Origin of the sequence: Streptomyces sp. NPDC048565, from assembly GCF_040650935.1 — a bacterium.
Classification (GTDB): Bacteria; Actinomycetota; Actinomycetes; order Streptomycetales; family Streptomycetaceae; genus Streptomyces.
On the sequence record NZ_JBEZIH010000022.1, the window covers coordinates 79,347 to 102,593 of the forward strand.

Below are 23,247 nucleotides of genomic sequence, written 5' to 3' on the forward strand. Positions count from 1 at the left end.
GGGGTGGCCGACCTCTGGTGCGTACAACTCGCACTCTCGCCCGGAGCCTGCCTCATGGACCACTCGGTGACCACTCACGCCCCACAGCGTTCCGCCCCTCCCCCCTACGCGCTGCTCGGGGGGTTCCTGCTTCTGCTCGCCGCGCTCTTCACCGCCTCGTACGGAGTGGGGCAACTCGCCGGGCCCGTCGCCCCCGACATGCGTGAAGTCACGCACCAGGATGACGAACCGGGCTCGCACGACATGGGTGGCATGAGCGGGATGGGCCACTGATGAGCCGGGAAACAGCCCCGCGCACCCTCATCACGACCGATCTGGTCGTCGGCGGCATGACGTGCGCGGCCTGTGTGCGCAGGGTCGAGAAGAAGCTCGGCGCTCTGGAAGGCGTGCGTGCCACCGTCAGTCTCGCGACCGGTACCGCCCATGTCGAGCATCCGGCGGGCCTCGGCGCGGACGCGCTCGTCGCCGCCGTCGAACGAGGCGGATACACCGCCCGTCTCCCCGCGCCGCCCGAATCCGGCGAGGACCGGGAGGCCGCGGCGACCGAGCCCGGTGTACCGCAGCGGCTCCTGGTGACCGCGCTCCTCGCCCTCCCCGTCCTTGTCCTGTCGATGGTTCCTTCGCTCCAGTTCCGCAACTGGCAGTGGCTGTGCTTCGTCCTCGCCGCCCCGGTCGTGTGCTGGAGTGCGTGGCCCTTTCACGAGCGGGCCTGGCGCGGGATGAGACATGGTGCGGCGACGATGGACACGCTCGTCTCGCTCGGCGTCCTCGCCTCCTTCGGCTGGTCCTCGTACGCGCTCTTCCTCGGCGGCGCCGGCGCCCCCGACATGCGGATGTCCTTCGCCCTGCTGCCCACGGCGTCGGACGGGATGGCGCACGTCTACCTCGAAGCGGCGGTCGGTGTCCCCCTCTTCGTCCTCCTCGGCCGCCATCTGGAAGCCCGCGCCCGGCGGGGTACCTCGGCCGCCGTGCGTGCGCTCGCGGAGCTCGGCGTGAAGGAAGTGACGGTGCGGGACGGAGCGGCCGAGCGCACCGTTCCGGCCGTGCGCCTCGCCGCGGGCCAGGTCTTCCTCGTGCGACCCGGGGAGCGCGTCGCGACGGACGGCGAGGTCGTGGAGGGCACCTCCGCCGTGGATCTGTCTCTCGTGACCGGTGAGACCCGGCCCGTGGAGGTCGGGGCCGGCTCGGCCGTCACCGGCGGCTCGGTCAACGCGGGTGGACTCCTGCTCGTACGCGCGACGGCCGTCGGCGCCGACACCCAGCTCGCCCGCATCAGGGCCCTTGTCACCGAGGCCCAGGCGGGGAAAGCCCGCGCTCAGCGGCTTGCCGACACCGTGGCCGGGGTCTTCGTGCCCGTCGTGCTGACTCTCGCCGTCACCGTGCTCGGCTTCTGGCTCGGCGCGAACGCGGATCCACAGCCCGCCTTCACCGCCTGCGTCGCCGTCCTCGTCGTCGCCTGCCCCTGCGCACTCGGGCTCGCGACCCCCACCGCCCTCATGGCGGCCACCGGACGGGGCGCCCAGCTGGGCATCCTGGTCAAAGGGCCCCAAGCCCTCGAAGCTCTCCGGCAGATCGACACCGTCGTGCTCGACAAGACCGGCACCCTCACCTCCGGCCACCTCACCGTCGCCGCCCTCACCACACGTGCCCAAGGCCACGGCGAGCAGGAGGTACTGCGGCTCGCGGCAACCGTCGAGACCGGCTCCGAACACCCGCTCGGCCGGGCCCTCGTGCGCCACGCCGAGCGCTCTCTCAAGGACGGCGCCGTACGGCCGGGCGCGCTCAGCGGCTTCACCGCGACACCCGGCAACGGCGTGCGCGGACACGTGGACGGGCGGCTCGTCGAGGTCGGTGCCCCCGAGGGCGAACTGCCCGAGGAACTGGGCGCAGCCCTCGCCACCGCCCTGCGAGCCGCCCACACCCCTGTCCTGGTCCGTGTCGACGGGAGGCCCGAGGCCGTCCTCGCGCTCGGCGACGTCGTACGCCCCGGCAGCTACCACGCCGTGGACAGGCTCCGCCGCCTCGGCGTGCACCCCGTCCTCGCCACCGGCGACCAGGAGGAGTCCGCGCGAGCCGTCGCCACCGCACTCGGCATCGACCGGACGTACTCCCGTTGCACCCCCGAGCGCAAAGCGGAACTCGTCCGTACGCTGCGCGCCGAAGGGAAGAGGGTCGCGGTCGTCGGAGACGGTGTCAACGACGCGGCGGCGCTCGCCGGGGCCGACCTCGGTATCGCCATGGGCACCGGCACGGACGTCGCCATCGGCGCCGCCGATGTCACCCTCGTCCGCGACGACATCGAAGCCCTCGCCGACGCCGTACGCCTCGCCCGCCGCACTCTCGCCACCATCCGCGGAAACCTGCTGTGGGCCTTCGGCTACAACGCCGTCACCCTGCCACTCGCCATGGTGGGACTGCTCAACCCGATGCTCGCCGCCGCCGCGATGTCCCTCAGTTCGGTCCTCGTCGTCCTCGGCAGCCTCCGTCTGCGCAGCTGGCAGCCGGCTCCGGCGGCAGCCGCCGCTCGGCGTCGGCGCCCCTCCTCGCGGGCGGCCTTCTGATGCCCGTTCTCTCCGCGCGCCTGCGTACGTCATTCACCGCCGTCGGCGTTCCCGTTCTCGCCTGCGGGATGGCCCTCGCCGGTCTGGGGGCCTGGACGGCGAACGGAAACGCCGGCAGCCCGCCTCACGTGGCCGTCACGAAGGCGTACGTCTACCTGCCCACCGGTCCGACGCCGGAGACCGCCGCCTTCTTCACCCTCACGAACGACGGGGGCTCCGCCGACCGGCTCGTGCACATCGCCTCGACCGACACGGTCGCACCACCCCGGCTGAGCGAACACCACATGACGTCCTACGGGGGCGCCTACCGGCAGCCGGTGGACTCCGTCACGGTGCCGGCGGATGACGGGCTCACCATGACTCCGCACGGAATCGACGTGACCGTAAGGCCGAAGGGAACGTGGCGGCCCGGCGAGGAGGTCTCCTTCACGCTCCGCTTCGCACACGGCAAGGCCTTGAGGATACGAGCGGTGGTCGTGCGGCCCGGCGCGGCGACCGACCGCCTGCCGCACCCGTAGCGCCATGCACCGCACCGCCACGCTCTCCCCCCTCCCTTCTCCCTCCTCCGACCGCATATGCCAGAACTCCCCTGCTGCGTCCACTTGTCCGGCATGGGCGACAAGCCGGATACCCTGCCATGTCGCCCGGCCCCTCTCGATGGGAGGATGAGGCGCCATGGAGGCGGGACCGGTCGGACGCGCGGTGAGGGCGGCGATGTTCGCCGTCGTCTCGGTCACGCTCGCCGCGACCGGACACGTCCTCATGTCGGAGGCCCCGCTTCCCTTCTGGGTGCCCGTCACCGGCTTCCTCGCACTCGCGGTCCCCGGCTGGTGGTTCGCCGCCCGCGAGCGCGGTCCGTGGCTCGTCACGGGCCTCGCCGTCGTGATCCAGGGTGTGCTGCACAACGCCTTCTCCGCCGCACAGTCCGCCCTGGGAACCGTCCCGGGTACAGCCACGCGGACCGTCGGCGGAGCCGCCGCGCCGCCCACGGACGCCATGGCGGGTATGCATCACATGGCGCACACGGACCACTCGGCGACGAGCGACACGATGGCCGGCCTGGAGCACGTGGCCGGCCTGGAAAACATGGTCGGCCTGGATCACTCCTCAGCCATGGGCCACCTGAGCTCGATGGCCCACACAGGCCACGGCGTGACCGGGATGTCGCCGGGGATGCTCGCCGCGCACGTCCTCGCCGCACTCGTCTGCGGCGTGTGGATGGCCCGCGGCGAACGTGCGGCCTTCCAGACCCTGCGGGCGGTCGCAGGCTGGCTGCTCGCTCCCCTCCAGCCCCTCCTCACGGCGCCGTTGCCGGCCCCGCGCCGTCGCCTGCGCCCCCGCCGGGGTCTGAGCGACCGGCTGTCGCCCGGCCTGCGGTGCGCCCGCGCACTGGACCGGCGCGGGCCGCCCGGGGTGCTCGCCGCGTCCTGAGGACGCGGCAGGCATTCCGGAGGACGTACACCCCTGGCACGCAGCCGGTCGCCGACCGGCCCGCCGTCGTACCCGCACGCAGCGGGAGTCCTCCGGCACACCCGGCTCCGAAGGAGCCCGGGTGCCCCCAATCACCGGAGACCCGGCTCCGTCCCGAACACCGCCACGCCCGCCGTAGCCACGGCGCGCGGCCCCGCGCCGTGAACGGACGCCCGGGCACCGGACCGATCCGTGAAGGACACCCCTGGCGATGAACACCACACTGCCCACCCCGCGCGGGCCCCAGCGGGCCTGCACCCCGCGCGACAGGACGGCCGCGGACACCGCATCGACCGGCTTCGCGCTCGCCGCCCGCGCCGGCGACCGCGAAGCCGCCGACGCCTTCGTACGGGCCCTGCACCGCGACGTCGTGCGGTACGTGACCCATCTGTCCGCCGACCCACAGGCCGCCGAGGACCTCGCACAGGACACGTCCCTGCGCGCGCTGCGCACACTGCACCGCTTCGAGGGGCGCTCCTCGGCCCGCACCTGGCTCCTCACCATCGCCCGCCGCGCCGTCGTCGACGACTTCCGCAGGGCCGCCGCGCGCCCCCTGCTCGCCGACACCCGCGACTGGCGCACGACCGTCGAACGCACCCAGCAGACCGGACTGCCCGGCTTCGAGGAAGGCGTGGCGCTCCAGGAACTCCTGGCCGCGCTCCCGTACGACCGCCGACAGGCGTTCGTCCTCACCCAGTTGCTCGGACTCTCCTACGCCGAGGCCGCCCGCCAGGCGGACTGCCCGGTCGGCACGGTCCGCTCCCGAGTGGCACGCGCGCGCAACGCCATGACCGCGCAACTGGAGCGCGACGAAGCGGAGGCCGTCGGACAGGCCGCCTGACGCGAGGCACCGCGAGAAGGGCGGCACCCGTGGTGGGGTGCCGCCCTCCGGTGCGTTGCGTGCGGGACGGGGTCAGCGCTTGGTCTGCTTGGTGAAGGAGGTGCGGGACCAGAGGTAGCCGAGGAGGCCGATGCCGGCACACCAGGCGAGCGAGAGGTAGGCGCTGTTGCCGATCTCGGCGCCCATGAGGAGGCCGCGGAGGGTCTCGTTGACGGGAGTGAAGGGCTGGTACTCGGCGAACCACTGGAGGGCGCCGGGCATCGTGTCGGTCGGGACGATGGCGCTGCCGAGAAAGGGCAGGAAGGTGATCGGCAGGGGGAGGTTGGAGGCTGACTCGACCGTCCTGGCGGTCAGTCCCATGCCGGCGGAGACCCAGGTCAGGGCGGTGGCCAGGGCGAACAGCAGGCCGGCCACGGCGAGCCATTCGACGAAGGAGGCGTTCGGGCGGAAGCCGATGGCGAGTGCGACAGCGGTGACGACCACCGTACCGAGAACTGTCTGCACGAGGTTGCCCAGGACGTGACCGGTGAGGAAGGAGCCGCGCGAGATCGACATCGTGCGGAAGCGGTTGACGATTCCCTCGGTCTTGTCCATGCAGATGGTGAGGGCCGCGCCGACGGAGCCGGTGGCGACGGTCATGAGGATGATGCCGGGGGCGACGTAGTCGATGTAGTCACCGGTGAGCTGCGGGCCCTGGATGCCTGCGCCGAGCGCGCCGCCGAAGGCGTAGTTGAAGAGGAGCAGGAAGACGACCGGCATCATCACGATGACGACGGCGATGGACGGGTAGCGGACCGCGCGCTTCATGACGCGGCGGAACATCGTGACCGCGTCGCGGACGGCGTAGCCGCGGGAGCGGGGGACGGCGGTCGCGGCGGTGGGGGTCGCGGTGCTCATCGGGCGATCTCCTGCTTCTTGTCCGGACCGGTGAGGGCGAGGAAGACGTCGTCGAGGTCGGGGGTGTGGAGGGAGAGGGACACGGGGGCGGCGCCGGCCGCGTCGAGGATGTCCAGGACGGCGCGGAGGGTGGGGACGGTGCCGTCGGACGGAATCTGGAGCGTGAGCTCCTCGTCGTCGCGGGTGGTGGAAGTGAACCGGGCTGCGGCGCGTTCCAGTTCGGCGGCCGAGTCGAAGCGCAGGGAGATGTGGCCTCCGTGGATCATCGCCTTGAGTTCGTCCGAGGTGCCCTCGGCGACCAGCCTGCCCTCGTGGAGTACGCCGATCCGGCCGGCGAGCTGGTCGGCCTCCTCCAGGTACTGCGTGGTGAGGAAGATGGTGACGCCCTCGTCGGCGACCAGGGAGCGGATGATCTCCCACATGGTGCGGCGAGAGCGCGGGTCGAGGCCGGTGGTCGGCTCGTCGAGGAAGATGATGCGTGGATCGCCCATCAGGGACATGGCGAGGTCGAGCTTGCGGCGCATGCCGCCGGAGTAGGTGGAGGACGGTTTCCCGGCGGCCTCGGTCAGCTCGAAGCGTTCGAGGAGGCGGGCGGCGCGGCGGCGGCCCTCCGCCTTCGGGAGGTGGCAGAGGTCGGCCATCAGCCGGAGGTTCTCCTCCGCGCCGAGGAGGCCGTCTACCGCCGCGAACTGGCCGGTCAGGCCGATCAGGCTGCGTACGCCGGCCCCGTCCGTGGCGACGTCGTGGCCGTCGACGGTTGCGGTGCCGCCATCGCCGTCGATGAGGGTGGCGAGTATCTCGACGGTGGTGGTCTTGCCGGCGCCGTTCGGGCCGAGCAGGGCGTAGACGGAGCCTTCGGCGATGGACAGGTCCAGGCCCTTGAGAACCGGCTTGTCGCCGTACGACTTGGTGAGGCCGGTGGTGGTGATCGCGGCAGGCCTGATTGAAGTGCTCATGACAGTCATATGGATGCGGCTTCCCTGATGCGGAGGGGTGGGAATGGGACGGTGCGGGGGGCGGGAGGGGTCTCCCGCCGGCGGACCTCGTCGTCAGGCGGCGCGGGTGACCGTGATGTTGCCGACCGAGGTGTTGGCGTGGACCTCCGCGCGGTCCGGCTTGTCGGACGGGGCGTCGGAGGTGGGCAGGTCGCTGCGGACCAGGCCCGCCTTGGCGTAGACGTCCAGCCATGCCGCGGTGGTCTCGGGGATGCCGAGCTCGATCTCGCCGGTCGAGGTCCGCAGGTCGATCACGCCGCGAGTGAGCCGGGCGATCCGGATTCCGCCGAGTGCGGACTGGACGTTGACTCCGGCGTGCGCGGTTCCCATCGCGAACGAGCCGTTGGACGACTTGACCTTCGTCTCGCCGAGGACCTCGCCGATCTCTGTCTCACCGTTGACATTCTTGACCGTGAGGTCGCCGCCCACGTAGTCGATCTCGACCCGGCCCGCGCCGTGCACCTCGACGCTTCCGTCCAGGTGGTGGGCGCGGATGGTGCCGGTCGCGGTCCTGAGTTCGGCGGTCACGGCCCGCTCCACGGTCACGTTCCCGAGCGCGCTCTTCAGGTGGACGTCGCCCAGCGTCCCTTCGCAGTGCACGTCCCCGAATCCGGTGGCTGCCCGCACCTCGGATCCGGCCGGCAGCTCGACCTCGACCATGACCGCCCCGATCTTGTTGAACGGGTTACGGCCGCGGGGGCCGCGAACGATCAGCTGGCCGCCGATCAGGCTGACCTGGGTCTGGCCGGCCGACTGGACGTCCCGGTCGCTCGCCTCGTTCCCGGGCTGGACCAGGACCGTGGTCTCGGTTCGCTCGCCGGCCCGGACCAGGACCGTTCCGTATCCGACCTCCAGCTGGGCGGTGATCGGCCCCGGGGTCTTGAAGGACTTCGTCTCATGGGTGGCGGAAGAAGACACAGCTGTTCCGTCCTTTCGACTGCGTCGGGTGTTCGTGCTGGTGGGGGCGGCGAGTGAGGAGGTGGAGGGCGGGTCGGTCAGACCCAGCCGGTGAAGCTTCGGCTGATGCCGGTCTCCGTGACCGGCCCGATCACCGGCCGCTGGGCACCGACGGCGGGGCCGTCGAGCGAGGCGGTCAGGGTGAGCACCAGCCAGGCGTTGACCGAGAGTCCGTCGCGGGCGGCGGCCGACTCGACCTTGGCCTTGAGGGAGGTCGGCACCCGGAGATTGATCCGGGCGGTACCACCCTCGTCCGCCTCCGGGGCGTCCGCCGCTTCCGGCTGCGATGCCGCCGGCGCCGACGGCATCGCGGGCAGCGCCGCTCTGTCGGCGGACTCCCGGAGCTCGGGTCGGCTGACCACGAACTCCGGGTCCAGACCACGCAGCCGTACATCCACCGAGCCGGGCGCCAGCTCCAGCGTCACCTCGCCCATCGCCGCGGACAGCGCGTTGAGCAATGTGAGCCGGGCGGCCGACTCCAGCGGAGCGGTCAGCCGCTCGGCCAGGGCGCGAGCGTCGTCGCCACCGGTTTCGGCGGCGACGGCGAGTTCCTGTCGAAGGTGCTCGACGTACGGTGCGAGGTCCATACGAGAACTATGACACAGCCATGGCGCCACGTCGAGCACCATGTGGCGCCACATGTGGCGCCACATGATTCTGCAATGAGCTTCACCGCCCGACGTGACGCCACCCGGAGAGCAAAGACACTGGTCACAGCCTTTCATCAAGCATGGCACCGGTGTGGCGCCACTCGGAATATCAATGGCGCCACATGGAACCGGCGCCGCCGAACCGGCGCGGTGGCTATCCCCACCGCGGGGCAACACGCGTCAGCAGACGGCCGCTGCGCCAGACCCACGACCTCGGCCCGGCCCGGCCGGGATCACGCGCCACGCTCAACTGATCTCATGCACACGGGAGTTGACCCCACCCGCCGGCCGGGGCTGAAGGCCCCTCACGGCGAGGCACTTGGGCGCCTCGCCGCTGGGCGGCGAGCTGGGCCTGCTGGACCGCGAACCGGTCCCTCCGACGCGCCTCGGCATGGTGCTGGACCGGTACTTCCTCGGCGATCCGGCTCCGTAGCCCCCGCTCCTCCCCCACGCGCCCTGCCTCCGCCCGCAGAGTTTCGGCCCGGGCCCGCAGATCAACGACGGCGGCGCGTGCGGCACGAACTGCCTCGGTACGGTCCCTGTCGACCTGCGTCACCAGGGCCGGGAGTTGTTGCCTCATCGTCGCCAGCGTCTCGAGCCGTACAGCCGTGTGCCGGGTGCCTCCGCCGGCCTGATCGCACAGCGCCTTTGTGTACGGAGAGGACTTCAGCGTCCGCTCCGCCTCCCGCCGGGCATCAACTGCCGCCCGGAGACGCGTCTCGTGCTCGCGCTCCGCCGCCTCGGACTGCTGCTCGTACTGAACGATGAGTTGCTGCTGTTCTCCTCGGGAGGTACCGGCCAGACGCAGGGCGATGCGGCTGCGTCCGGTGGCGCGTCGCAAGCTGGCGCAGACTTCGCGCGCGCTGGTGGCGGCAGCCCGGGCGCGCTCTGCCGCATCGGCGTCCCGTTGCGAGCGGTGGAGCAGCTGAGCTGCCGTATCGATCAGGGTCTTCGCGTTGTCGGCGATCTGCTGTCCGGGCTGCTGGGCCAGTTCCGCGGCGCCGGCGGTGGCCGCTCGTGCCCGTTCGCTCGCCCGGTGGTCGGCTCGCCCCGCGCGCCGGGTCAGTTCGGCTTCCCGCGCCGCCAGGTCCGCGTCGGCCAGGGCGCCGTACGGGCGGGCCTCCCGGTCGTCCCACGCGGGGAACACCGGGACGCCCACGGCCGGGGGAACCGGCTCGGGGGCATCGCGCAGCTGGTCGCTGACCATGCTGCCCGGCCGGTCCTGTTGCAGCAGGACCGCGTAGGCGTGCAGCGCGCGGTCGAGGCGCTCGGTGTCGCTGCCCGGTTCACCGAGCGTGGCCCGGGTCTCCTCGTCCTCCAGTGCTGCTGTGGGCAGCCACAGGTGATTCTCCCCGCGGGCCCGGGTGATGCCGGGGTACAGGGCGTAGGCGTTGGCCCCGAGCCCGTACAGCAGGGCGGTGCCGGAGGTGAGCCCCTGGGAAGCGGCGATCGTCAGGGCGTACCCGAGCGAGAGGGCTCCGTGGCCGACCTGACCGGGGCTCAGCCAGGCCCGGCCGTGGGAGCCGTTCCCGCGCCGCCAGGTGATCCGTACGTTGTGCGCGGCGTCGAGGGCGGTGACGACAGCGCGGTAGCCGTTCAGTACGTCGGGACCGGCGCCGCGCCGGCTTCGGTAGTCGTTCTGCCGTACGCGGACGATGTCCCCGACCGCGAGGGTGAACCGCTCGCCCCGCGGCCGGGCGTAGGTGTGGGTGGTGCCGAGCTCGCCGGCGGCGCGCCTGATGGCCTGCGCACCGGCGTTGATGGCCTCCACGTCGGCGTTTCGGGCAGCCAGCACGACGAGGTTGTCCACCGCGTCGTGAGGGTCGGACCATCGGCCGCGCTGTTGGTTCCAGGCGGCCAGGATCTCCTTGTGCGCCTGCTCGGCGGTGTCGGTGGCGTGGACACGGCCGCCGTCGGCGAACATGCGCAGGGCCTGGTCCCGGTCACCGTCGCGCCGGACCTCCAGGGCCAGGCGCTCAGCGGCGTCCTTCCGGCGACGGTTCGTGCGCAGGACCGTCCCACGGACCAGGCGGTGAATCTCCTCGAACCCGCCGCCGGGACCGATCGCCCGCTGCTGCTGCGGGGCGCCGACCCCGATGACCTTCGTGCCTGTGGCGGCGGCCGCGGTCAGCAGCCGCGCCAAGGACCGGTCGTCGGTCATGACCGCTTCGTCGAGAACCAGCACGTCGATGCCACGCAGGCCCTCACCACGCTCGATGCGCTGGAGCCACGAGGCCGCCGTAGAGACGGGGATGCCGGATCCCTCGAAGAGGTTCTGCGCGGCCACTGCGGACCGGGAGACACCCGCGTAGGTCATGCCGACGGCGTCCCATCCGGTGCGGCACGCCTCCATGATCGAGGTCTTTCCTGATCCGGCGACGCCGATGACGGTGTCCACACCATGGCCGGCGGTCAGGAGCCTTCGGACCGCGGCGCGCTGCTCGTCGCCGAGCGCGAACCCGGAGGCGACCTCGAAGACGTCGAGCGCGGCCCCGGCCTGACTCCCGGTCAGCTGTGCCGCGCCGCAGGCGTACCGGGAGCGGGCCTGATCCACGATGACCCGCTCGGCATCGAGGATGTCCTGGGTGGTGAAGCGGGCCGTGTTGCTCATCGTCGTCGAACCGCGGTGCGGGAGAGCCTGGGCGTGGCCGGGTACGGCGAGGACCTGATCGGCCAGCGCGTCGAGCGCGGCCGCGTCAAGGCCGTACGGACATGCGTTCGCGACGGCCGAGAGGAGCTGGGCCCGCTGGAACTCCTTGTCGCTGCTCGTCAGCCCGTGCTCGGGGTCGAAGACCTCGACGGCGATCGTGTCGGGGGGCGGGATCTGCGGGCCCTGAGGCCCATCGGCCACGCAACCTCCGGACGGTCCGGGCCCAGGAGCGGCGGCCGCGATCATCGCGTCGACGTCGATACCAAGAGACTCGGCGCGCTCACGCCAGTGGGCGTGCAGGTCGATGTCTCCCTCGTCGTGCTTGGCACGCCGGGTCTCGGCCGAGACCCGCAGTTTCTCCTCACGGCCGGCGTCAGCTCCGGCCAGCGCATCGACCAGGGCAGCGCGGCGCGAGTAGTGCGCGCGCAGCGTGGCCGGGATGCCGATGACCTCCCAGGCACCGGTGCGACCGTCACGCTCATAGCGCACGCCGAACCGCTCACTCGCCAGAGCACGGACCCGGGCCTTGAACAGGGCGTCGAATGCCCGCGCATGCCGGTGCAGATCCATGCCGCCGTTGGCGACGGCACGCCATTCCCCGTCCTCGCACCGGGCGGCGTTGACGAGGACGAGATGCACGTGCAGGTGCGGGTCTCCCGGGGTGTCGTCGACCGGTCGGGCGGACCGGTGCTCCACGCTCCATCCGAGCAGTCCGCCGGCAGCGATACGGTGCCGCTCCCCCTCCGCGCTCGCCACGCTGTAGCCGGTCCATCGTTCGAGCTCGGCGAACGCGTCCCGCTTGGCCTCGTGGACCAGCGAACGGAATTCCGCCTCCCGGCGAGGCCCGAGCAAGGCCCACAGCGTGGAAGCGCTCTTGGGCAGATCGGCGACGATGTCGTAGGCGCGGACCCGGACGTTGACGCGGTCCTTCTCGTGGGCACGGGCCCGGGCGAGTTCGTCCGCTCCGTAGACGTCCGCCAGGTCGATGCCGGCGGCCCGGGCGATCCGTCGGAGGGAGTCGACCTGAAGGCGGTGCCGCTCACCCTGGGCATGCACCATGCGCGCCAGGGTGGCGTACTTCCTCCGCTGCTTCGGCGTACCGACCAGCAGGTCCGCCGGCTCTCGTCCGGCGGCGGCTGCGGCCTGCTCGATCGCCTCGACCAGTCGAGCGCCGACGAGTTGTGCCCTGGGGTGGGCACGCAGCTCGGCAGCGACGAGCTGCTCGCCGGTCCGGGGATGAACCCCACAGGCGAGCGCCCGGGCCGCTCGCTTGCCGGCCTCGTCCAGTGACGCACCGGCCACCAGCCCGACGTCGGCGAGGCCCTCACCGAGCCAGACCGGTCCGCTGTCCTCGGTTGCAGCCATCCGGTAGTCGATCTGAGCGTCGGCGGTCATGGGCACCGGATCGGCGGCATCCCCTGCTGCCCGGCCGTCAAGGCGCACATAACAGCCGGAGTTCTCGGAGAGGCGGTGGTCGACCTGTTCCATGTCCACGATCCGGCTGACCCAGGCCATCGACTGCGCCCCTCCTTCCCTGTCTGCCGAGCGGCTTCACCGCGTACGTCCCGGAGGGGACGTACCTTTGTCCATACATTTTTGATCTTGCCTGCGGTCGAGAGTACCGCCCGAGCGCCAGTAGTTGTCCGTTCGCGCGGGAGGCTGCATCGCTCGGTGGCGGTCGATGATGCCCGCCACAACGCGAAGGAGTCCGTCACCGCCATCGCCGCACACCTCGGCGTCGGCCGCTCCACCCTCTACCGGACGCTGTCCGCGTACGACGAAGCCGTCGCCACCGGCCGCGAACCTCGCCGCCCCGCCGACGAGAAACCGCCTTGCTGACTGCACACGACGGTTCGTTTCATGTGCGGGGCGGTGTTACTGGGCGGTGTAGCCGCCGTCGACGGGCAGGGCGATGCCGGTGACGTAGCCGGCGCCGTCGCTGCACAGCCACAGGACGGCCTGGGCGATCTCGTCGGCGGTGCCGAGCCGGTCGATGGCCTGGCCTGCTTCGGCCTGGTGGCGGTCGAGTTCTCCGCCTTCGACCATGGCGTCGACCATCGGGGTGCTGATGGTGCCGGGGCAGACGGCGTTGATGCGCACGCCGCGGGAGCCGTATTCGAGGGCGGCGCTCTTGGTCAGGCCGATCACGCCGTGCTTGGTGGCGTGGTAGGCGGCGCGGCCGGGGTTACCGACGAGGCCGCCGAGGCTGGAGCAGTTGACGATGGTGCCGCTGCCCTGGTCGCGCATGTGGCGCAGTTCGTGCTTCATGCTGGTCCAGACGCCGCGCAGGTTGATGTTCTGGACGCGGTCGAACTGCTCGGCGCTCTCGTCGGCGGCGTCGGTGGGCGGGGGCATGATGCCGGCGTTGTTGTAGGCCATGTCGAGACGGCCGAAGGCTTCGACCGTGCGGTCGACGGCGGCGGCGACCTGGTCCTCGTCGGTGACGTCGCAGACCAGGGCGAGGGCCTGGTGGCCCGCGTCGGTGAGTTCCTCGGCGGCCTTGTTGACGGCCGTCTCGTCGATGTCGGCGAGGGCGACGGCGGCGCCTGCTTCGGCGAAGGCGCGAGCGGTTGCCAGGCCCATGCCCGAGGAGGCGCCGGTGACGAAGGCGACCTGACCGGCGAAGTCGTAGGCGGGGTTCATGAGCGGAACTCCTTGAGCGAGATAGGGGTGGTCAGACAGTCTGGCCGCCGCCGTCGCCTTGGCGGCGCATCTGGCGGACCTGGGCGCGGGCGCACAGGAAGACGCCGGTGAGGCTGACGCCGAGGACGCGGTCCCAGTCGGTCTTGGTGAGGTCGACGAGCGGCTTGACGGGCTGCTCGACGCCCGCGTTGTTGAACGCGGCGTCCAGGCGGCCGAACTGCTCGACGGTCCGCCCCACAGCCCGCTGGACGTCCTCTTCGCTGGTGACGTCACAGGTCAGGGCGCCCACAACGTCCGCCACCACGGCACCGGCACCGGCACCGGCACCGGCACCAAACGCTTCCACCACCACGCCGTCGGCGACCTCCCCCTCGCCTTCGAGGGCTTGGAGATGGCCGCCGAGCCCGGCCTCACCCTCACCGTCTACACCGCCGAACCCGGCTCACCCTCCGAAGAGGGGCTACGTCTACTCGCCTCCTGGGGCGTCACCGAGGAAGCCACCGCCTCTTCGCGAACACCTCCGACCGGCTGATCGTCGACCGCTTCGACGTCATCGGCATCCTGACCAGCACCACCCTGCTGGACCCCGCGGAGAACCGGCGACAGTCGAATACGCGAGCCCACCCGTACGAGGCGGCCGTGATCGAGGACATTCGGCCGTGTCCAGGTGGTCCGTGACGGCCCCGTGGGAGGGGGTGTCAGACCTGGCCGTACCCGCCGTCGACCTGGTAGTCGGCGCCGTTGACGTGGGAGGCCGCGTCCGAGGCGACGAAGGCGATGACGGCGGCGACCTCTTCCGCGGTACCGGCACGGGTCATCGGGGTCCCGGTGGCCATCGTGGCGATGAGCGCCTCGCGTTCCTCGGCGGTGGCGGCCAGCTGTGCGATACCGGGGGTGTCCGTCGGGCCCGGGCTTACCACGTTCACCCGGATCCCGCGTGGGGTCAGCTCAAGGGCCCAGGTACGGGCGAGGGCACGGACCCCGGCCTTGGAGGCCGCGTAGAGACTCCGCCCACGCGACGCCTTGTGCGCGGCCATCGAGCCGGTGAGGACGATGACGCCACCGTCCGCCAGCAGCGGCAGCGCCTTCTGGACGGTCATGATCGTGCCGGTGATGTTGACGTCGAAGACCGACCTGATGACGTCCTCGGTGATGGTTCCCAGCGGTGCGGTCGCGATCGCCGCCGCGTTGACGACCAGCACGTCCAGCCGGCCGCTGCGCCGCTCCGCCTGCGCGAAGAGCCGGTCGAGGTCGTCGGCCGAGCGCGAGTCGGCCCGCACCCCGACGACATCACCCGGTAGATCCGCGACCGCCGCCGTCAGGGCGTCCTGGTCCCGGCCCGTGATGTAGACGGTGCCGCCCCCTTCGGCGATCTTCCGCGCGGTGACGTGGCCGATACCGGCACTCCCGCCCGTCACGACCGCGACCTTGTTGTGAAACGCGTTGCTCATGGAACTCGTCGTCCGTTCATCCGGGGAGCCGTTCCGAAGGGAACGTCCTGGGGAACACAGGCGGTACGAGCGTGCGCCCCGTGCGGACACCGGTGCCAGAAGCCTGCTGATACCGGTACTGGCAGCACCAGGCCGACGCCTCCCGGCTCTGGCAGAGTGGACCGGTGCCGACGACCACGAACCGGACCGAACTGCGGGAGTTCCTGCGCTCACGACGCGCACGGGTCTCACCCGAGGACGTCGGCATACCCCCGGGAGTCCGGCGGCGCACCCCCGGACTGCGCCGCGAGGAGGTCGCCCAGCTGGCCGGTGTCGGCATCACCTGGTACACGTGGCTGGAGCAGGGGCGGCCGATCAACGTCAGCCCCCAGGTGCTCGACGCGGTGACCCGCACGCTGTTCCTGGATGCCGCCGAGCGCGACCACCTCTACCGTCTGGCCGAGGTCCCCCAGCCTCCGGTCACCAGCGATCCGCCGTCCGAGCTCCCCGGCCACCTCGACACCGTCCTGGAAGCCCTGGACCCGTTGCCCGCCATGTTGGTCGATGCCCGCACCGACGTGCTCCGCTGGAACCGCGCATACGCGGCCCTGCACCCCGCTCTGGTCAGTGCTCCGCCCGGCAAGCGCAACACCCTCTGGCACCTCTTCGCGGCACCGGAGGGGCAGCACCACATCGTCAACCGCGACGAGCAGGCGCCCGAGGCCGTGGCAGGGTTCCGCTATCGCTACAGCCAGAACGCGGGCGACCCGCGATGGCAGGACTTCGTCACCCGTCTGTGCAACGCCAGCCCGCTGTTCTCTCGGCTCTGGGCCACGCACGACGTCGCTCCACCGCACCTGTGCGACAAGCGCTACGACATCACAGGGATCGGCGAAGTGAGCCTGCGTGCCACCGGCATGGAACTGACCGACCACCCCGGCGTCCGCCTCGTCGTCCAGACCCCCACCGACAGGCGCAGCCGCGAGAACATCGACCGCCTGCTACGCCGGGCGACGCACCTGTGACGAATGGACCGAGGCCGGGTAGGGGCCCGCTCAGCGCGGAGAAGCAGGAACCCACCGAGACGGTCAGCCGACCGTGGTAGGAATCCCCGGTCTTCAGGCCGGGGTGCTGGGCATCGCCGACCGGCTGCGTCCCGACGCCGCCGGGGCCGTCGCCGCCCTGACCCTCATCGTCGGCCTCAACGGGCTGCGGCTGCTGCGCGACGCCGCCTGGAACCGCGCCGCAGAGTACGCGCGGTGAGCCGCCGGGCCGAGAAGGCCGCCCCCACCCCGGGAGTGGCCCGTCCCACCGTCACCGTCTGTCGCGGCTGCTGCTGTGGCACCCCGGCCAAGGTCCCGCGCCTGAACCACGAAGCCCAACTTGTCGACCTGCGCGCCCAACTGGCCGGAATCGCGACGGTGCGGCGCACCGACTGCCTGGACGCGTGCGAGCGCGCCAACGTCATCGTCGTCCAGCCCTCCTCCGAGGGCCGCAAGGCGGGCGGCCGCCCGGTCTGGCTCGGCCAGGTCAACGACCCTGACGCCGCTGCCGACATCACTGCCTGGGTCCAGAACGGCGGCCCCGGCCTCGCCGAACCGCCCGGCGTGCTCGACCTCTACACCTTCATCCCGTCGCGCCGCGTCCGCCACGAACTCGAAGACTGATCACCCGGCCTGCCCGGGAACACCGGCACCGCCCATGGCGGAACGGCTGACACACCCGTGGCAGACGACACGGTCGTTGTCCTTCGGCGGACACATCCGGAGCCAGGGCCGCTGGGATGGCGAGCGCCCAGCGCCTCCTGGATGAGATGTACCTCGAAGCCAGTGGCGTCTCCGTGGCACCGACACGGGAGCAGTTGTCGGCATTGGCACAGGAGCTGTACGACCCCAAGTTCACTGCCGCACGCATCTCGGTCCAGTCCACCTACGGGCCTGGCGGCAATGAGACGGGTGTGTGTTGTCCGCGGACAACACACCCACCACCGGCTGAGGACTGGCAGAGCCGACAAAGCCGGTGCGTCCGTGGCCACGCTGGAGCCGCCGGGGCCATCCCGGCGGGCGCGCGGAGCAGAGTCGCTGACCTGCTCTTCTCTTCTGTCGGCAAGCCAGGCCGATCCTGATGCGCTGTCAGTGAATCCGGCATTGCACCTTATGCTCTCAATTCACCCACCACGCCGAACGGCCTGGCCCGCAGCATCCCTCCCCCACCGGGACGACACGTCATAAATTACCGACCCTGCCTGCGCCGCAACTCCCAGCGGGGTGAGTAAGGTAACCGCATGACCGTCCCATACTCCCCCGGCGACAGGGAAAAGGTAGTCGCCAAGCTTCCAGCGGCCTTGCGACAAGAACTCAAGGTCAGAGCAGCCGAGTTCGGCGTCGACATCAAGGACGCAGTGACCGAAGGCGTGCAGGCCTGGCGCGCAGATGATGCCGAGCGCGTCCCCGTGGACACCACAGGGGGCAGTTCGTTCTCCACCTATCTCCCCACGGGGCTGTACGGGGAGTTCAAGGACGACTGCAAGCAACGCGGCATCCCCTTCAACCAAGGCATCGCCCAGGCGATCCGTCTGTGGCTCGACACGCACCTCTCCCCCCGCCAGCCGGGAACGCGACCCAGCTGGGCACGCCGGTTCATCTTCGGCAACCAGAAGGGCGGCGTCGGCAAGACCGCCACGTCCTCCGGCGTCGCGCAGGCGCTGGCCGAGGCCGGCAACCGCGTCCTGCTCATCGACTTCGACCCCCAGGGCCACCTCACCAAGCAGCTCGGGTACGAGCTGTTCGACATCGAAGCCCCCAGCCTGGCCAAGCACATGCTGGGCGAGGCGAAGGGAGAGCTCCGCGAACTGCTCGTCCCGATAGAGGACGATGCCTTCAGCGGGCGGCTGTTCATGCTGCCGGCCTGCAAGGACGCGTTCCTGCTCGACGCCAAGCTCGCCACAAGCCGCTTCGTCCGCATCAAGGAGACCGCGCTCGAAAAGGCTCTGGAGCCGCTGGAGAGGGAGTTCGACTACATCGTGGTCGACTGCCCGCCCAGCCTCGGGTACACCATGGACACGGCCCTGTACTACTGCCGCACACGCGAGGGCGAGACGTCGGGCCTGTCCGGCATCTTCATCCCCGTGCTCGCGGAGGACTCGTCCGCCGACGCGTACGACATGCTCTACGACCAGATCCAGGACCTGTGCGCCGACATGGAGGTCGAGATCTCGATGCTCGGGTTCATCGTCAACATGTATGACAGCCGCAAGGGTTACATCGCCACGTCGTCTCTGCACAGCTGGAAGGAGATCGGCGATCCGCCGGTCATCGGTGTCATGCCCGAGCTGAAGGAGCAGCGCGAGTCCGTGCGACTCAAGCAGCCCCTGCTCTCCTACGCGCCGGAGTGCGAGCAGTCCGAAATCATGCGCACCATTGCTCGGAGGGTCATCTCATGAGTGTCGCCGACCGGCTCGGCACGGGCTCGTCCTTCGGGGGCGTGCCGCGCGGCCGAAGCGCCCGTGGCCGGGCGAAGGCCATAGTGCAGGGCGATGTCCCGGCGTACGAGCTGCGGCGTCTGCAACTGGACGATGTCGCGCCGACGCCGCTCAACCCCCGCCGTAACTTCGGTTCGGATGAGGACCTCACCCGCTTCGGTGAGGAGCTGCGCGTCGCCCAGCTCGCGGCGTGCGTCGCCGTGTCCCGTCCCGCGTATCTGAGGCTGTGGCCCGAGCACGAGGCGCAGATCGGCGACTCCGGCTACGTACTGGTCAATGGCGAGCGGCGATTCCGCAGCGCGGTGCATGTGGCCCTGGATGCCCTGGACTTCGTCGTACGCGACGATCTGGCCGCCTCCCGCGAGGAGTTCGTCGATCACCTGCTCAAGGAGAACCTTGAGCGGGAGGACTTCGATGTCGTGGAGCGTGCGCGCGGCGTCCTCGAACTCGTGCGGGTGTGCAGCGAGGAGGGGGAGAAGGGGGCCCGCACCCGGGCCGCCAAACGGCTCGGGCGTGACCGCTCCTGGGTCACCAACCAGCTCGCTCTCCTGGAACTCCCCGCTGAGCTCCAGACGATGCTCAGCTCCGGATCTCTGGCCGAACGTGACGGCCGTCGGCTCGCCCGGCGGCTGAAGGAGGAGCCCGAGCTCGACGGAGCTGGGCTGCTGGCCCACCTCAAGGAGGCACGGGAGCAGGAGGCCCGCTCGCGCGAGGCGGAAAAGGTTCTCCTCCAGCAGGCACGGCAGACCGCGGCTACACCCACCGCCGCCTCGGCGGACCCCACGGGACCGGTGGACCACTCCCCCGCCCCGGGATCCGTGTTGTCCGCGGACAACACTTCGCGTGAGACGAAGGCCGCTCCGCCGGCTCCGGGTCCGACGCCGCCCCCGAGGAATCCCGCTCCTGCTGAGGAGCGCGTGTTGTCCGCGGACAACACGGATGCCGCCGAGCCGCTCCCCTCGGCAACGACCGCGTCCGTACCGCCACAGTTGTTGTCCGCGGACAACACGACCGGCATCGCAGCAGCCGCTGCCGAGTCGAACCCTCAGGAGAACGGGGCAGCAGATCCGGCGGACGAGCGCAGTCTGGTCCTGGTGCGCCAGCTCGGCGCATCCGTCGAGGAACAGGCGCGCACCCTCGCGTCCGGGCTCCACCCAGAGCAGCTGACGCAGCTGATCGAAGAGCTCCACGCCTACGTGTGAGAGCGAAGAGCAGAGATTCATCGGTGCGCCGGGGCAGAAACCCCGGCGCACTCCTATGTGTGCTACTGCAGGGATCGCTGAGTCTCCGGCCCAGCAGCAGCCGCCTGGAAAGAGTCGAGACTCTCCGCGGCGTACCGAACAACGAGGAGCCGGCCGGCTCAGCTCAGCCAAGTCGGGTGTGGCTGGCCCTGGCCTCGCGCTCTGGTGCTACGGGCGCGGCGCGGAGTGCGCGGGGCCGCTGCTTGCGTGTGGCTGGGTCGGGTTCGAGTGACGGGTGTCAGACGCCGCCTCCTCGGGCAGCGGCTCTCGGTGGTCGGCATGCAGGCCGGCGAGGGAGATGTGCAACAGCCTGTTCCACATGTGCGGGCGGCACTCGTCGGTGACCTGAACGGCGTGTCCCAGGGAGACCAGCAGGAGTAGAAGGTCGTCGGTGGTCACGCCGGGGCGCAGCACGCCTGTGGCGCGGGCGCGCAGTTGCTCTATGACGGATCGGAGCTGCTGGATGCCCTCCAGATCGGGGGCCGACCATGTCAGTGCGAAGTTTTCCATGATCGCGCTGTGGCATGCGTATCCGCTAAGGGCTTGCCGGTAGAAGTCGGTGAGGGCCGCCCAGGGGTCTTGGGCCTCGATGGCCGCCTGACGTGCGGATTCCGCCCATTTGGAGAAGTCCCTGCGCAGGACCCTTTGGATGAGGTCTTCCTTCTTGGGGAAGTGCCGGTAGAGGGTGCCCATGCCCACTCCGCTGCGGGCGGCGATCTCGCGCACGTCCACCGCGGTGCCCTGTGTGGCCAGGACTTCTGAGGCTGCCTCGATGATCGCTTCTCGATTGCGGATCGCGTCCACGCGCGCTGCGCGGCGCCGAGGGGCGCCTTCTGCCGTTTTCGGTTCCGCCTCTGCCATGGGGCTAAGTCTATCCACTTATCCGGAGCACACGCTCCCTTACATGCGCTACTATACGGAGCACATGCTCCGCATAGCGAGAGGTAAGCCATGCCCGACCCCTCCATGACCAGTGCGAACGGCTCCACCACGCCGGACGGCAACTCCTGGAACCAGCGGATCATCGCCGAGTTCCGGGCAAACGCCGGGTACGTGCCCTGGAGCAGCGAGGCGGAGTTCGCCGCGGGCCGCCCCGTCCCCCCTCGGATGCCTGGTTTCGACGAACAAGGCATGCCGCTCATCCTGGTTCACAACGTCGGGGCGAAGAGTGGGCGCGAGCGGATCAACCCGTTGTTCTTCCAGCCGGTCGACAATGGCTGGGCCGTCTTCGGAACCCACGGCGGCAGTCCGCGTGATCCGGCGTGGTTCCGGAATCTCATGGCGAACCCGCGCGTGACCGTCGAGGTGGGCACGCAGACCGTGCCGACCGTAGCTCGGCTCGCGCAGGGAGAAGAACGCGAGCAACTGTGGGCGAAGGAAGTAGCACTCGTCCCGAAGTTCGCCGAGTTCGAGACAACTTCGGGCAGGCAGGTACCCGTCGTCGTGCTGGAGCGCGCAGACGGATAGGGCTCACGCCATTCCCCTGACTCAGCACCATCCAACTCACCAAGATATCTACGGCCTCAAGCCGTCGGCACATAGCGCCGACGCCCGCATTGCAAGGAGCAGTTCAGAATGACATTTTCCGCAGAATCTGGTTCCGTTCAGGAGCTGTTGGACAAGTCCGCCATCACCGAGGTGATCTACAGCGTCGCGCACGCCATGGATGCCCGCGACTGGGATCTGTTCGCGACCTGCTACTCCTCGGAGGCCGAAGGCGACTACGTCAACGCCAACGTCGTCGGCCGTGAGGCGATCATCGCTGGAACCAAGGCGTTCCTTGAACCCCTTGAAGCTACCCAGCACCTCGTGGGCAACCTCCGCGTCACCGTCGCAGGCGATACCGCCACTACTCACGCCACCTTCATCGCCCAGCACGCGCGCGCGGAAGCGACCGGCAGCGGTCAATTCATCCTCGGCGGCACCTATCAGGACGCCCTCCGCCGCACGGACGAGGGCTGGAAAATCATTCGGCGTCAAATCCGGGGCATCTGGAGCGACGGTGACTCCTCAGTGCTCACCATCCCCGTTTCCTGAAGGCTCTCCCCTAATAGGGGCTGTCCCCTCGCTCCCCGAAACCCTTGGCGGCCGTCCACTCGTCCTCGATCATCGCGCGCACGACAGAGTCACGCCACTCGAAGGCCCACTTCCGGTCCTCGGGGGTCGGATCGGTCCGCCAGCGTGCCCGGACGACCCCGTCGCTGTCGGGCAGGACAGCGGTGAACAGCGGCACCCGTTCATCGGCGTACATGGGCATCAGGGCTGCCGCCACGGCGCCTCCCATCCGCACGGTCAGCTCCGCGTAGTCGTCCTCGTCGGCCACAGCACTGTGAACCCGGCCGTCCGTGTCCTGCCAGACTCCTTCCACCAGGCCCTCGTCGGGAAGCGAGCCGAGAACGGTGCCGACATCGGGGGAGAGGGCGGGCCAGACAGCCAGCCGGGCGCGTGGCGCAAGCCCAGCGCGTACGGCGTCGAGGGCGCCCGTGTCACTGCTCAGCCCGTACCACCGGGAGGCTCCCTCGACGTAGGTCTCCTCGAGCAGCCCCGCGCGTCCCGAGCCAACCACGCGGGCCAGCATCGACCAGAACTCGGCGTCGCCCGGCCTCTGGACGTCCGGCAGGTCGTTCTCCACGGCGTAGGGGGAGGCGTCCAGGACTTCGGTGAAGAGCCCCAGCGCACGGGTCTGCGCCACCGCGGCCTCGCTGGGCCGGCTGGCGCAGACGTAGAGGTACTGGTCCCAGCCGACATGCACCTCGAGGACGCCGTCCGCCTCCAACCGGCACCAGGCGCCGCTGTCCCGCAGCATGTTCCTCACCAGCTCCAGGGCGGTGGCGAGCTGCACGTCCGCCCCGTCGTGGAAGCCGCGCAGGCCATCCGGGAAGAGGGCGCCGAGCCCGTAGTCGTCCGCCGCTGCCTCTTCGGCTCCGAAGTGCACGAAGGACGCAATTCCGGGCTCTCGTACGGCGAGCCGGTCGAGTCCGGCTTCCGCCGCGAATGCCGCAACCGCCTGTAGGTAGGCCGCTTCGTACTCGCCACGATCGCTCACGACGTCCTGGGCGCCGAGGTAGCGGCCATGCTCGTCGCGGTCGGCGGGGTCGTATTTGGTGACGCGGTAGACGTGGGGGAGCACTGGTCCATTTTGGGGGATGGAACTTCCCGGGCGGGCGGGGGACCAGGAGACCGCCCGTCAGGGGGCCACGAAGAGGAGGGCGTGGCGAAGCGTGTTGTCCGCGGACAACACGGCTGAAGCTCTTACTGCGGCGCTCGTTCTCCCCTGAACGCACACGAGAGACAGACTCGCGCTCTGAGCGAGCACGCGGGTTGCGTGGTTGTTGTCCGCGGACAACAACCACGCAACACCCGGGAACAGAGGCCGAAACCCCCCCCCACGAGGAAGCTGAACCGGGGGGCCGCCCCCCCCCAGATAGGGG

At 70.5% G+C, this 23,247-nt stretch carries 23 protein-coding genes and 1 pseudogene; 14 read left to right on the plus strand and 10 right to left on the minus strand.

All coding sequences use genetic code 11. The features are described 5' to 3' along the window. Positions 1-54: 54 nt before the first annotated feature. The 5 genes from AB0C75_RS25050 (at position 55) to AB0C75_RS25070 (ending at position 4,872) form a co-directional block, all read left to right on the plus strand. A complete protein-coding gene (locus AB0C75_RS25050; RefSeq protein ID WP_362893938.1) occupies positions 55-273 on the plus strand; it encodes a hypothetical protein in 219 nt (72 codons plus the stop codon). Then, positions 273-2,561: a heavy metal translocating P-type ATPase gene (locus AB0C75_RS25055; RefSeq protein WP_362893939.1), complete on the plus strand. Its 2,289-nt coding sequence runs from the start codon at positions 273-275 to the stop codon at positions 2,559-2,561. The genes AB0C75_RS25050 and AB0C75_RS25055 overlap by 1 nt, the downstream gene beginning before the upstream one ends. After that, the gene (locus AB0C75_RS25060; RefSeq protein WP_362893940.1) at positions 2,561-3,079 is read left to right on the plus strand and encodes a copper chaperone PCu(A)C; all 519 of its coding nucleotides are present in this window, start codon (positions 2,561-2,563) and stop codon (positions 3,077-3,079) included. The genes AB0C75_RS25055 and AB0C75_RS25060 overlap by 1 nt, the downstream gene beginning before the upstream one ends. Before the next feature lie 157 nt (positions 3,080-3,236). After that, complete coding sequence (locus AB0C75_RS25065; protein ID WP_362893941.1) at positions 3,237-3,992, plus strand: hypothetical protein; 756 nt, start codon at positions 3,237-3,239, stop codon at positions 3,990-3,992. A gap of 250 nt (positions 3,993-4,242) precedes the next feature. After that, entirely contained in the window at positions 4,243-4,872 is a 630-nt protein-coding gene (locus AB0C75_RS25070; protein ID WP_362893942.1) for a sigma-70 family RNA polymerase sigma factor, read from the plus strand. Between the two features lie 72 nt (positions 4,873-4,944). Here the strand turns inward: AB0C75_RS25070 and AB0C75_RS25075 are convergent, their stop codons facing one another. From AB0C75_RS25075 to mobF, 5 genes are all read right to left on the minus strand, one after another. Continuing rightward, complete coding sequence (locus AB0C75_RS25075; RefSeq protein WP_362893943.1) at positions 4,945-5,769, minus strand: ABC transporter permease; 825 nt, start codon at positions 5,767-5,769, stop codon at positions 4,945-4,947. Beyond that, the gene (locus AB0C75_RS25080) at positions 5,766-6,734 is read right to left on the minus strand and encodes an ATP-binding cassette domain-containing protein (RefSeq protein WP_362893944.1); all 969 of its coding nucleotides are present in this window, start codon (positions 6,732-6,734) and stop codon (positions 5,766-5,768) included. Before AB0C75_RS25080 ends, AB0C75_RS25075 begins: the two co-directional genes overlap by 4 nt. Positions 6,735-6,818: 84 nt before the next feature. Next, entirely contained in the window at positions 6,819-7,682 is an 864-nt protein-coding gene (locus AB0C75_RS25085) for a DUF4097 family beta strand repeat-containing protein (RefSeq protein ID WP_362893945.1), read from the minus strand. A gap of 77 nt (positions 7,683-7,759) precedes the next feature. Beyond that, entirely contained in the window at positions 7,760-8,308 is a 549-nt protein-coding gene (locus tag AB0C75_RS25090; protein ID WP_362893946.1) for a toxin-antitoxin system HicB family antitoxin, read from the minus strand. 319 nt (positions 8,309-8,627) lie between these two features. Next, complete coding sequence (gene mobF, locus AB0C75_RS25095) at positions 8,628-12,536, minus strand: MobF family relaxase (protein ID WP_362893947.1); 3,909 nt, start codon at positions 12,534-12,536, stop codon at positions 8,628-8,630. A gap of 156 nt (positions 12,537-12,692) precedes the next feature. Here mobF and AB0C75_RS25100 point away from each other — a divergent pair, with 156 nt between their 5' ends. Beyond that, a complete protein-coding gene (locus AB0C75_RS25100; RefSeq protein ID WP_362893948.1) occupies positions 12,693-12,860 on the plus strand; it encodes a helix-turn-helix domain-containing protein in 168 nt (55 codons plus the stop codon). 36 nt (positions 12,861-12,896) lie between these two features. Here the strand turns inward: AB0C75_RS25100 and AB0C75_RS25105 are convergent, their stop codons facing one another. Beyond that, positions 12,897-13,664: a glucose 1-dehydrogenase gene (locus tag AB0C75_RS25105; protein WP_362893949.1), complete on the minus strand. Its 768-nt coding sequence runs from the start codon at positions 13,662-13,664 to the stop codon at positions 12,897-12,899. Positions 13,665-13,695: 31 nt separating this feature from the next. Next, positions 13,696-14,016, minus strand: a complete 321-nt coding sequence (locus AB0C75_RS25110; RefSeq protein WP_362894007.1) for an SDR family oxidoreductase — start codon at positions 14,014-14,016, stop codon at positions 13,696-13,698. Between AB0C75_RS25110 and AB0C75_RS25115 the strand changes: the two are divergent. Beyond that, positions 13,945-14,196: pseudogene (locus tag AB0C75_RS25115) on the plus strand (transcriptional regulator); the annotation flags it as partial. The gene AB0C75_RS25110 and the pseudogene AB0C75_RS25115 overlap by 72 nt on opposite strands. Before the next feature lie 166 nt (positions 14,197-14,362). Here AB0C75_RS25115 and AB0C75_RS25120 read toward each other — a convergent pair. Then, positions 14,363-15,115 carry an SDR family oxidoreductase gene (locus tag AB0C75_RS25120; RefSeq protein WP_362893950.1) on the minus strand — a complete coding sequence of 251 codons (753 nt, stop codon included), beginning with the start codon at positions 15,113-15,115 and terminating at the stop codon, positions 14,363-14,365. A 164-nt stretch (positions 15,116-15,279) separates the two neighbouring features. Here AB0C75_RS25120 and AB0C75_RS25125 point away from each other — a divergent pair, with 164 nt between their 5' ends. The 5 genes from AB0C75_RS25125 to AB0C75_RS25145 all read left to right on the plus strand — a co-directional run bounded on the left by AB0C75_RS25125 (position 15,280) and on the right by AB0C75_RS25145 (position 19,777). Further along, the gene (locus AB0C75_RS25125) at positions 15,280-16,119 is read left to right on the plus strand and encodes a helix-turn-helix transcriptional regulator (protein WP_362893951.1); all 840 of its coding nucleotides are present in this window, start codon (positions 15,280-15,282) and stop codon (positions 16,117-16,119) included. 73 nt (positions 16,120-16,192) lie between these two features. Then, positions 16,193-16,357, plus strand: coding sequence for a hypothetical protein (locus tag AB0C75_RS25130; RefSeq protein ID WP_362893952.1), 165 nt, complete (start codon positions 16,193-16,195; stop codon positions 16,355-16,357). Next, positions 16,354-16,761, plus strand: a complete 408-nt coding sequence (locus tag AB0C75_RS25135) for a (2Fe-2S) ferredoxin domain-containing protein (RefSeq protein ID WP_362893953.1) — start codon at positions 16,354-16,356, stop codon at positions 16,759-16,761. The genes AB0C75_RS25130 and AB0C75_RS25135 overlap by 4 nt, the downstream gene beginning before the upstream one ends. A gap of 617 nt (positions 16,762-17,378) precedes the next feature. Then, a complete protein-coding gene (locus tag AB0C75_RS25140) occupies positions 17,379-18,536 on the plus strand; it encodes a ParA family protein (protein WP_362893954.1) in 1,158 nt (385 codons plus the stop codon). Further along, on the plus strand, positions 18,533-19,777 hold the full coding sequence (locus tag AB0C75_RS25145; protein ID WP_362893955.1) for a ParB/RepB/Spo0J family partition protein: 1,245 nt from the start codon (positions 18,533-18,535) through the stop codon (positions 19,775-19,777). The genes AB0C75_RS25140 and AB0C75_RS25145 overlap by 4 nt, the downstream gene beginning before the upstream one ends. 207 nt (positions 19,778-19,984) lie before the next feature. On the opposite strand, the gene AB0C75_RS25150 is transcribed toward AB0C75_RS25145, so the two are convergent. After that, a complete protein-coding gene (locus AB0C75_RS25150) occupies positions 19,985-20,677 on the minus strand; it encodes a helix-turn-helix domain-containing protein (RefSeq protein ID WP_362893956.1) in 693 nt (230 codons plus the stop codon). Between the two features lie 90 nt (positions 20,678-20,767). Here AB0C75_RS25150 and AB0C75_RS25155 point away from each other — a divergent pair, with 90 nt between their 5' ends. Together AB0C75_RS25155 and AB0C75_RS25160 are read left to right on the plus strand one after the other, a co-directional pair. Further along, positions 20,768-21,283 (plus strand): nitroreductase family deazaflavin-dependent oxidoreductase, encoded by a 516-nt coding sequence (locus tag AB0C75_RS25155; RefSeq protein WP_362893957.1) that lies wholly within the window; start codon positions 20,768-20,770, stop codon positions 21,281-21,283. A gap of 108 nt (positions 21,284-21,391) precedes the next feature. Then, on the plus strand, positions 21,392-21,853 hold the full coding sequence (locus AB0C75_RS25160) for a nuclear transport factor 2 family protein (protein ID WP_362893958.1): 462 nt from the start codon (positions 21,392-21,394) through the stop codon (positions 21,851-21,853). Between the two features lie 10 nt (positions 21,854-21,863). On the opposite strand, the gene AB0C75_RS25165 is transcribed toward AB0C75_RS25160, so the two are convergent. Next, positions 21,864-22,946 carry an RNA-binding protein gene (locus tag AB0C75_RS25165; RefSeq protein WP_362893959.1) on the minus strand — a complete coding sequence of 361 codons (1,083 nt, stop codon included), beginning with the start codon at positions 22,944-22,946 and terminating at the stop codon, positions 21,864-21,866. Positions 22,947-23,247 lie beyond the last annotated feature (301 nt).

Coding starts and splice junctions, on each gene's coding strand:
- AB0C75_RS25055 (WP_362893939.1), top strand. CDS start 273: ATGAGCCGGGAAACAGCCCCGCGCACCCTCATCACGACCGATCTGGTC.
- AB0C75_RS25105 (WP_362893949.1), bottom strand. CDS start 13,664: ATGAACCCCGCCTACGACTTCGCCGGTCAGGTCGCCTTCGTCACCGGC.
- AB0C75_RS25065 (WP_362893941.1), top strand. CDS start 3,237: ATGGAGGCGGGACCGGTCGGACGCGCGGTGAGGGCGGCGATGTTCGCC.
- AB0C75_RS25120 (WP_362893950.1), bottom strand. CDS start 15,115: ATGAGCAACGCGTTTCACAACAAGGTCGCGGTCGTGACGGGCGGGAGT.
- AB0C75_RS25140 (WP_362893954.1), top strand. CDS start 17,379: ATGACCGTCCCATACTCCCCCGGCGACAGGGAAAAGGTAGTCGCCAAG.
- AB0C75_RS25075 (WP_362893943.1), bottom strand. CDS start 5,769: ATGAGCACCGCGACCCCCACCGCCGCGACCGCCGTCCCCCGCTCCCGC.
- AB0C75_RS25145 (WP_362893955.1), top strand. CDS start 18,533: ATGAGTGTCGCCGACCGGCTCGGCACGGGCTCGTCCTTCGGGGGCGTG.
- mobF (WP_362893947.1), bottom strand. CDS start 12,536: ATGGCCTGGGTCAGCCGGATCGTGGACATGGAACAGGTCGACCACCGC.
- AB0C75_RS25090 (WP_362893946.1), bottom strand. CDS start 8,308: ATGGACCTCGCACCGTACGTCGAGCACCTTCGACAGGAACTCGCCGTC.
- AB0C75_RS25080 (WP_362893944.1), bottom strand. CDS start 6,734: ATGACTGTCATGAGCACTTCAATCAGGCCTGCCGCGATCACCACCACC.
- AB0C75_RS25150 (WP_362893956.1), bottom strand. CDS start 20,677: ATGGCAGAGGCGGAACCGAAAACGGCAGAAGGCGCCCCTCGGCGCCGC.
- AB0C75_RS25050 (WP_362893938.1), top strand. CDS start 55: ATGGACCACTCGGTGACCACTCACGCCCCACAGCGTTCCGCCCCTCCC.
- AB0C75_RS25060 (WP_362893940.1), top strand. CDS start 2,561: ATGCCCGTTCTCTCCGCGCGCCTGCGTACGTCATTCACCGCCGTCGGC.
- AB0C75_RS25160 (WP_362893958.1), top strand. CDS start 21,392: ATGACATTTTCCGCAGAATCTGGTTCCGTTCAGGAGCTGTTGGACAAG.
- AB0C75_RS25070 (WP_362893942.1), top strand. CDS start 4,243: ATGAACACCACACTGCCCACCCCGCGCGGGCCCCAGCGGGCCTGCACC.
- AB0C75_RS25155 (WP_362893957.1), top strand. CDS start 20,768: ATGCCCGACCCCTCCATGACCAGTGCGAACGGCTCCACCACGCCGGAC.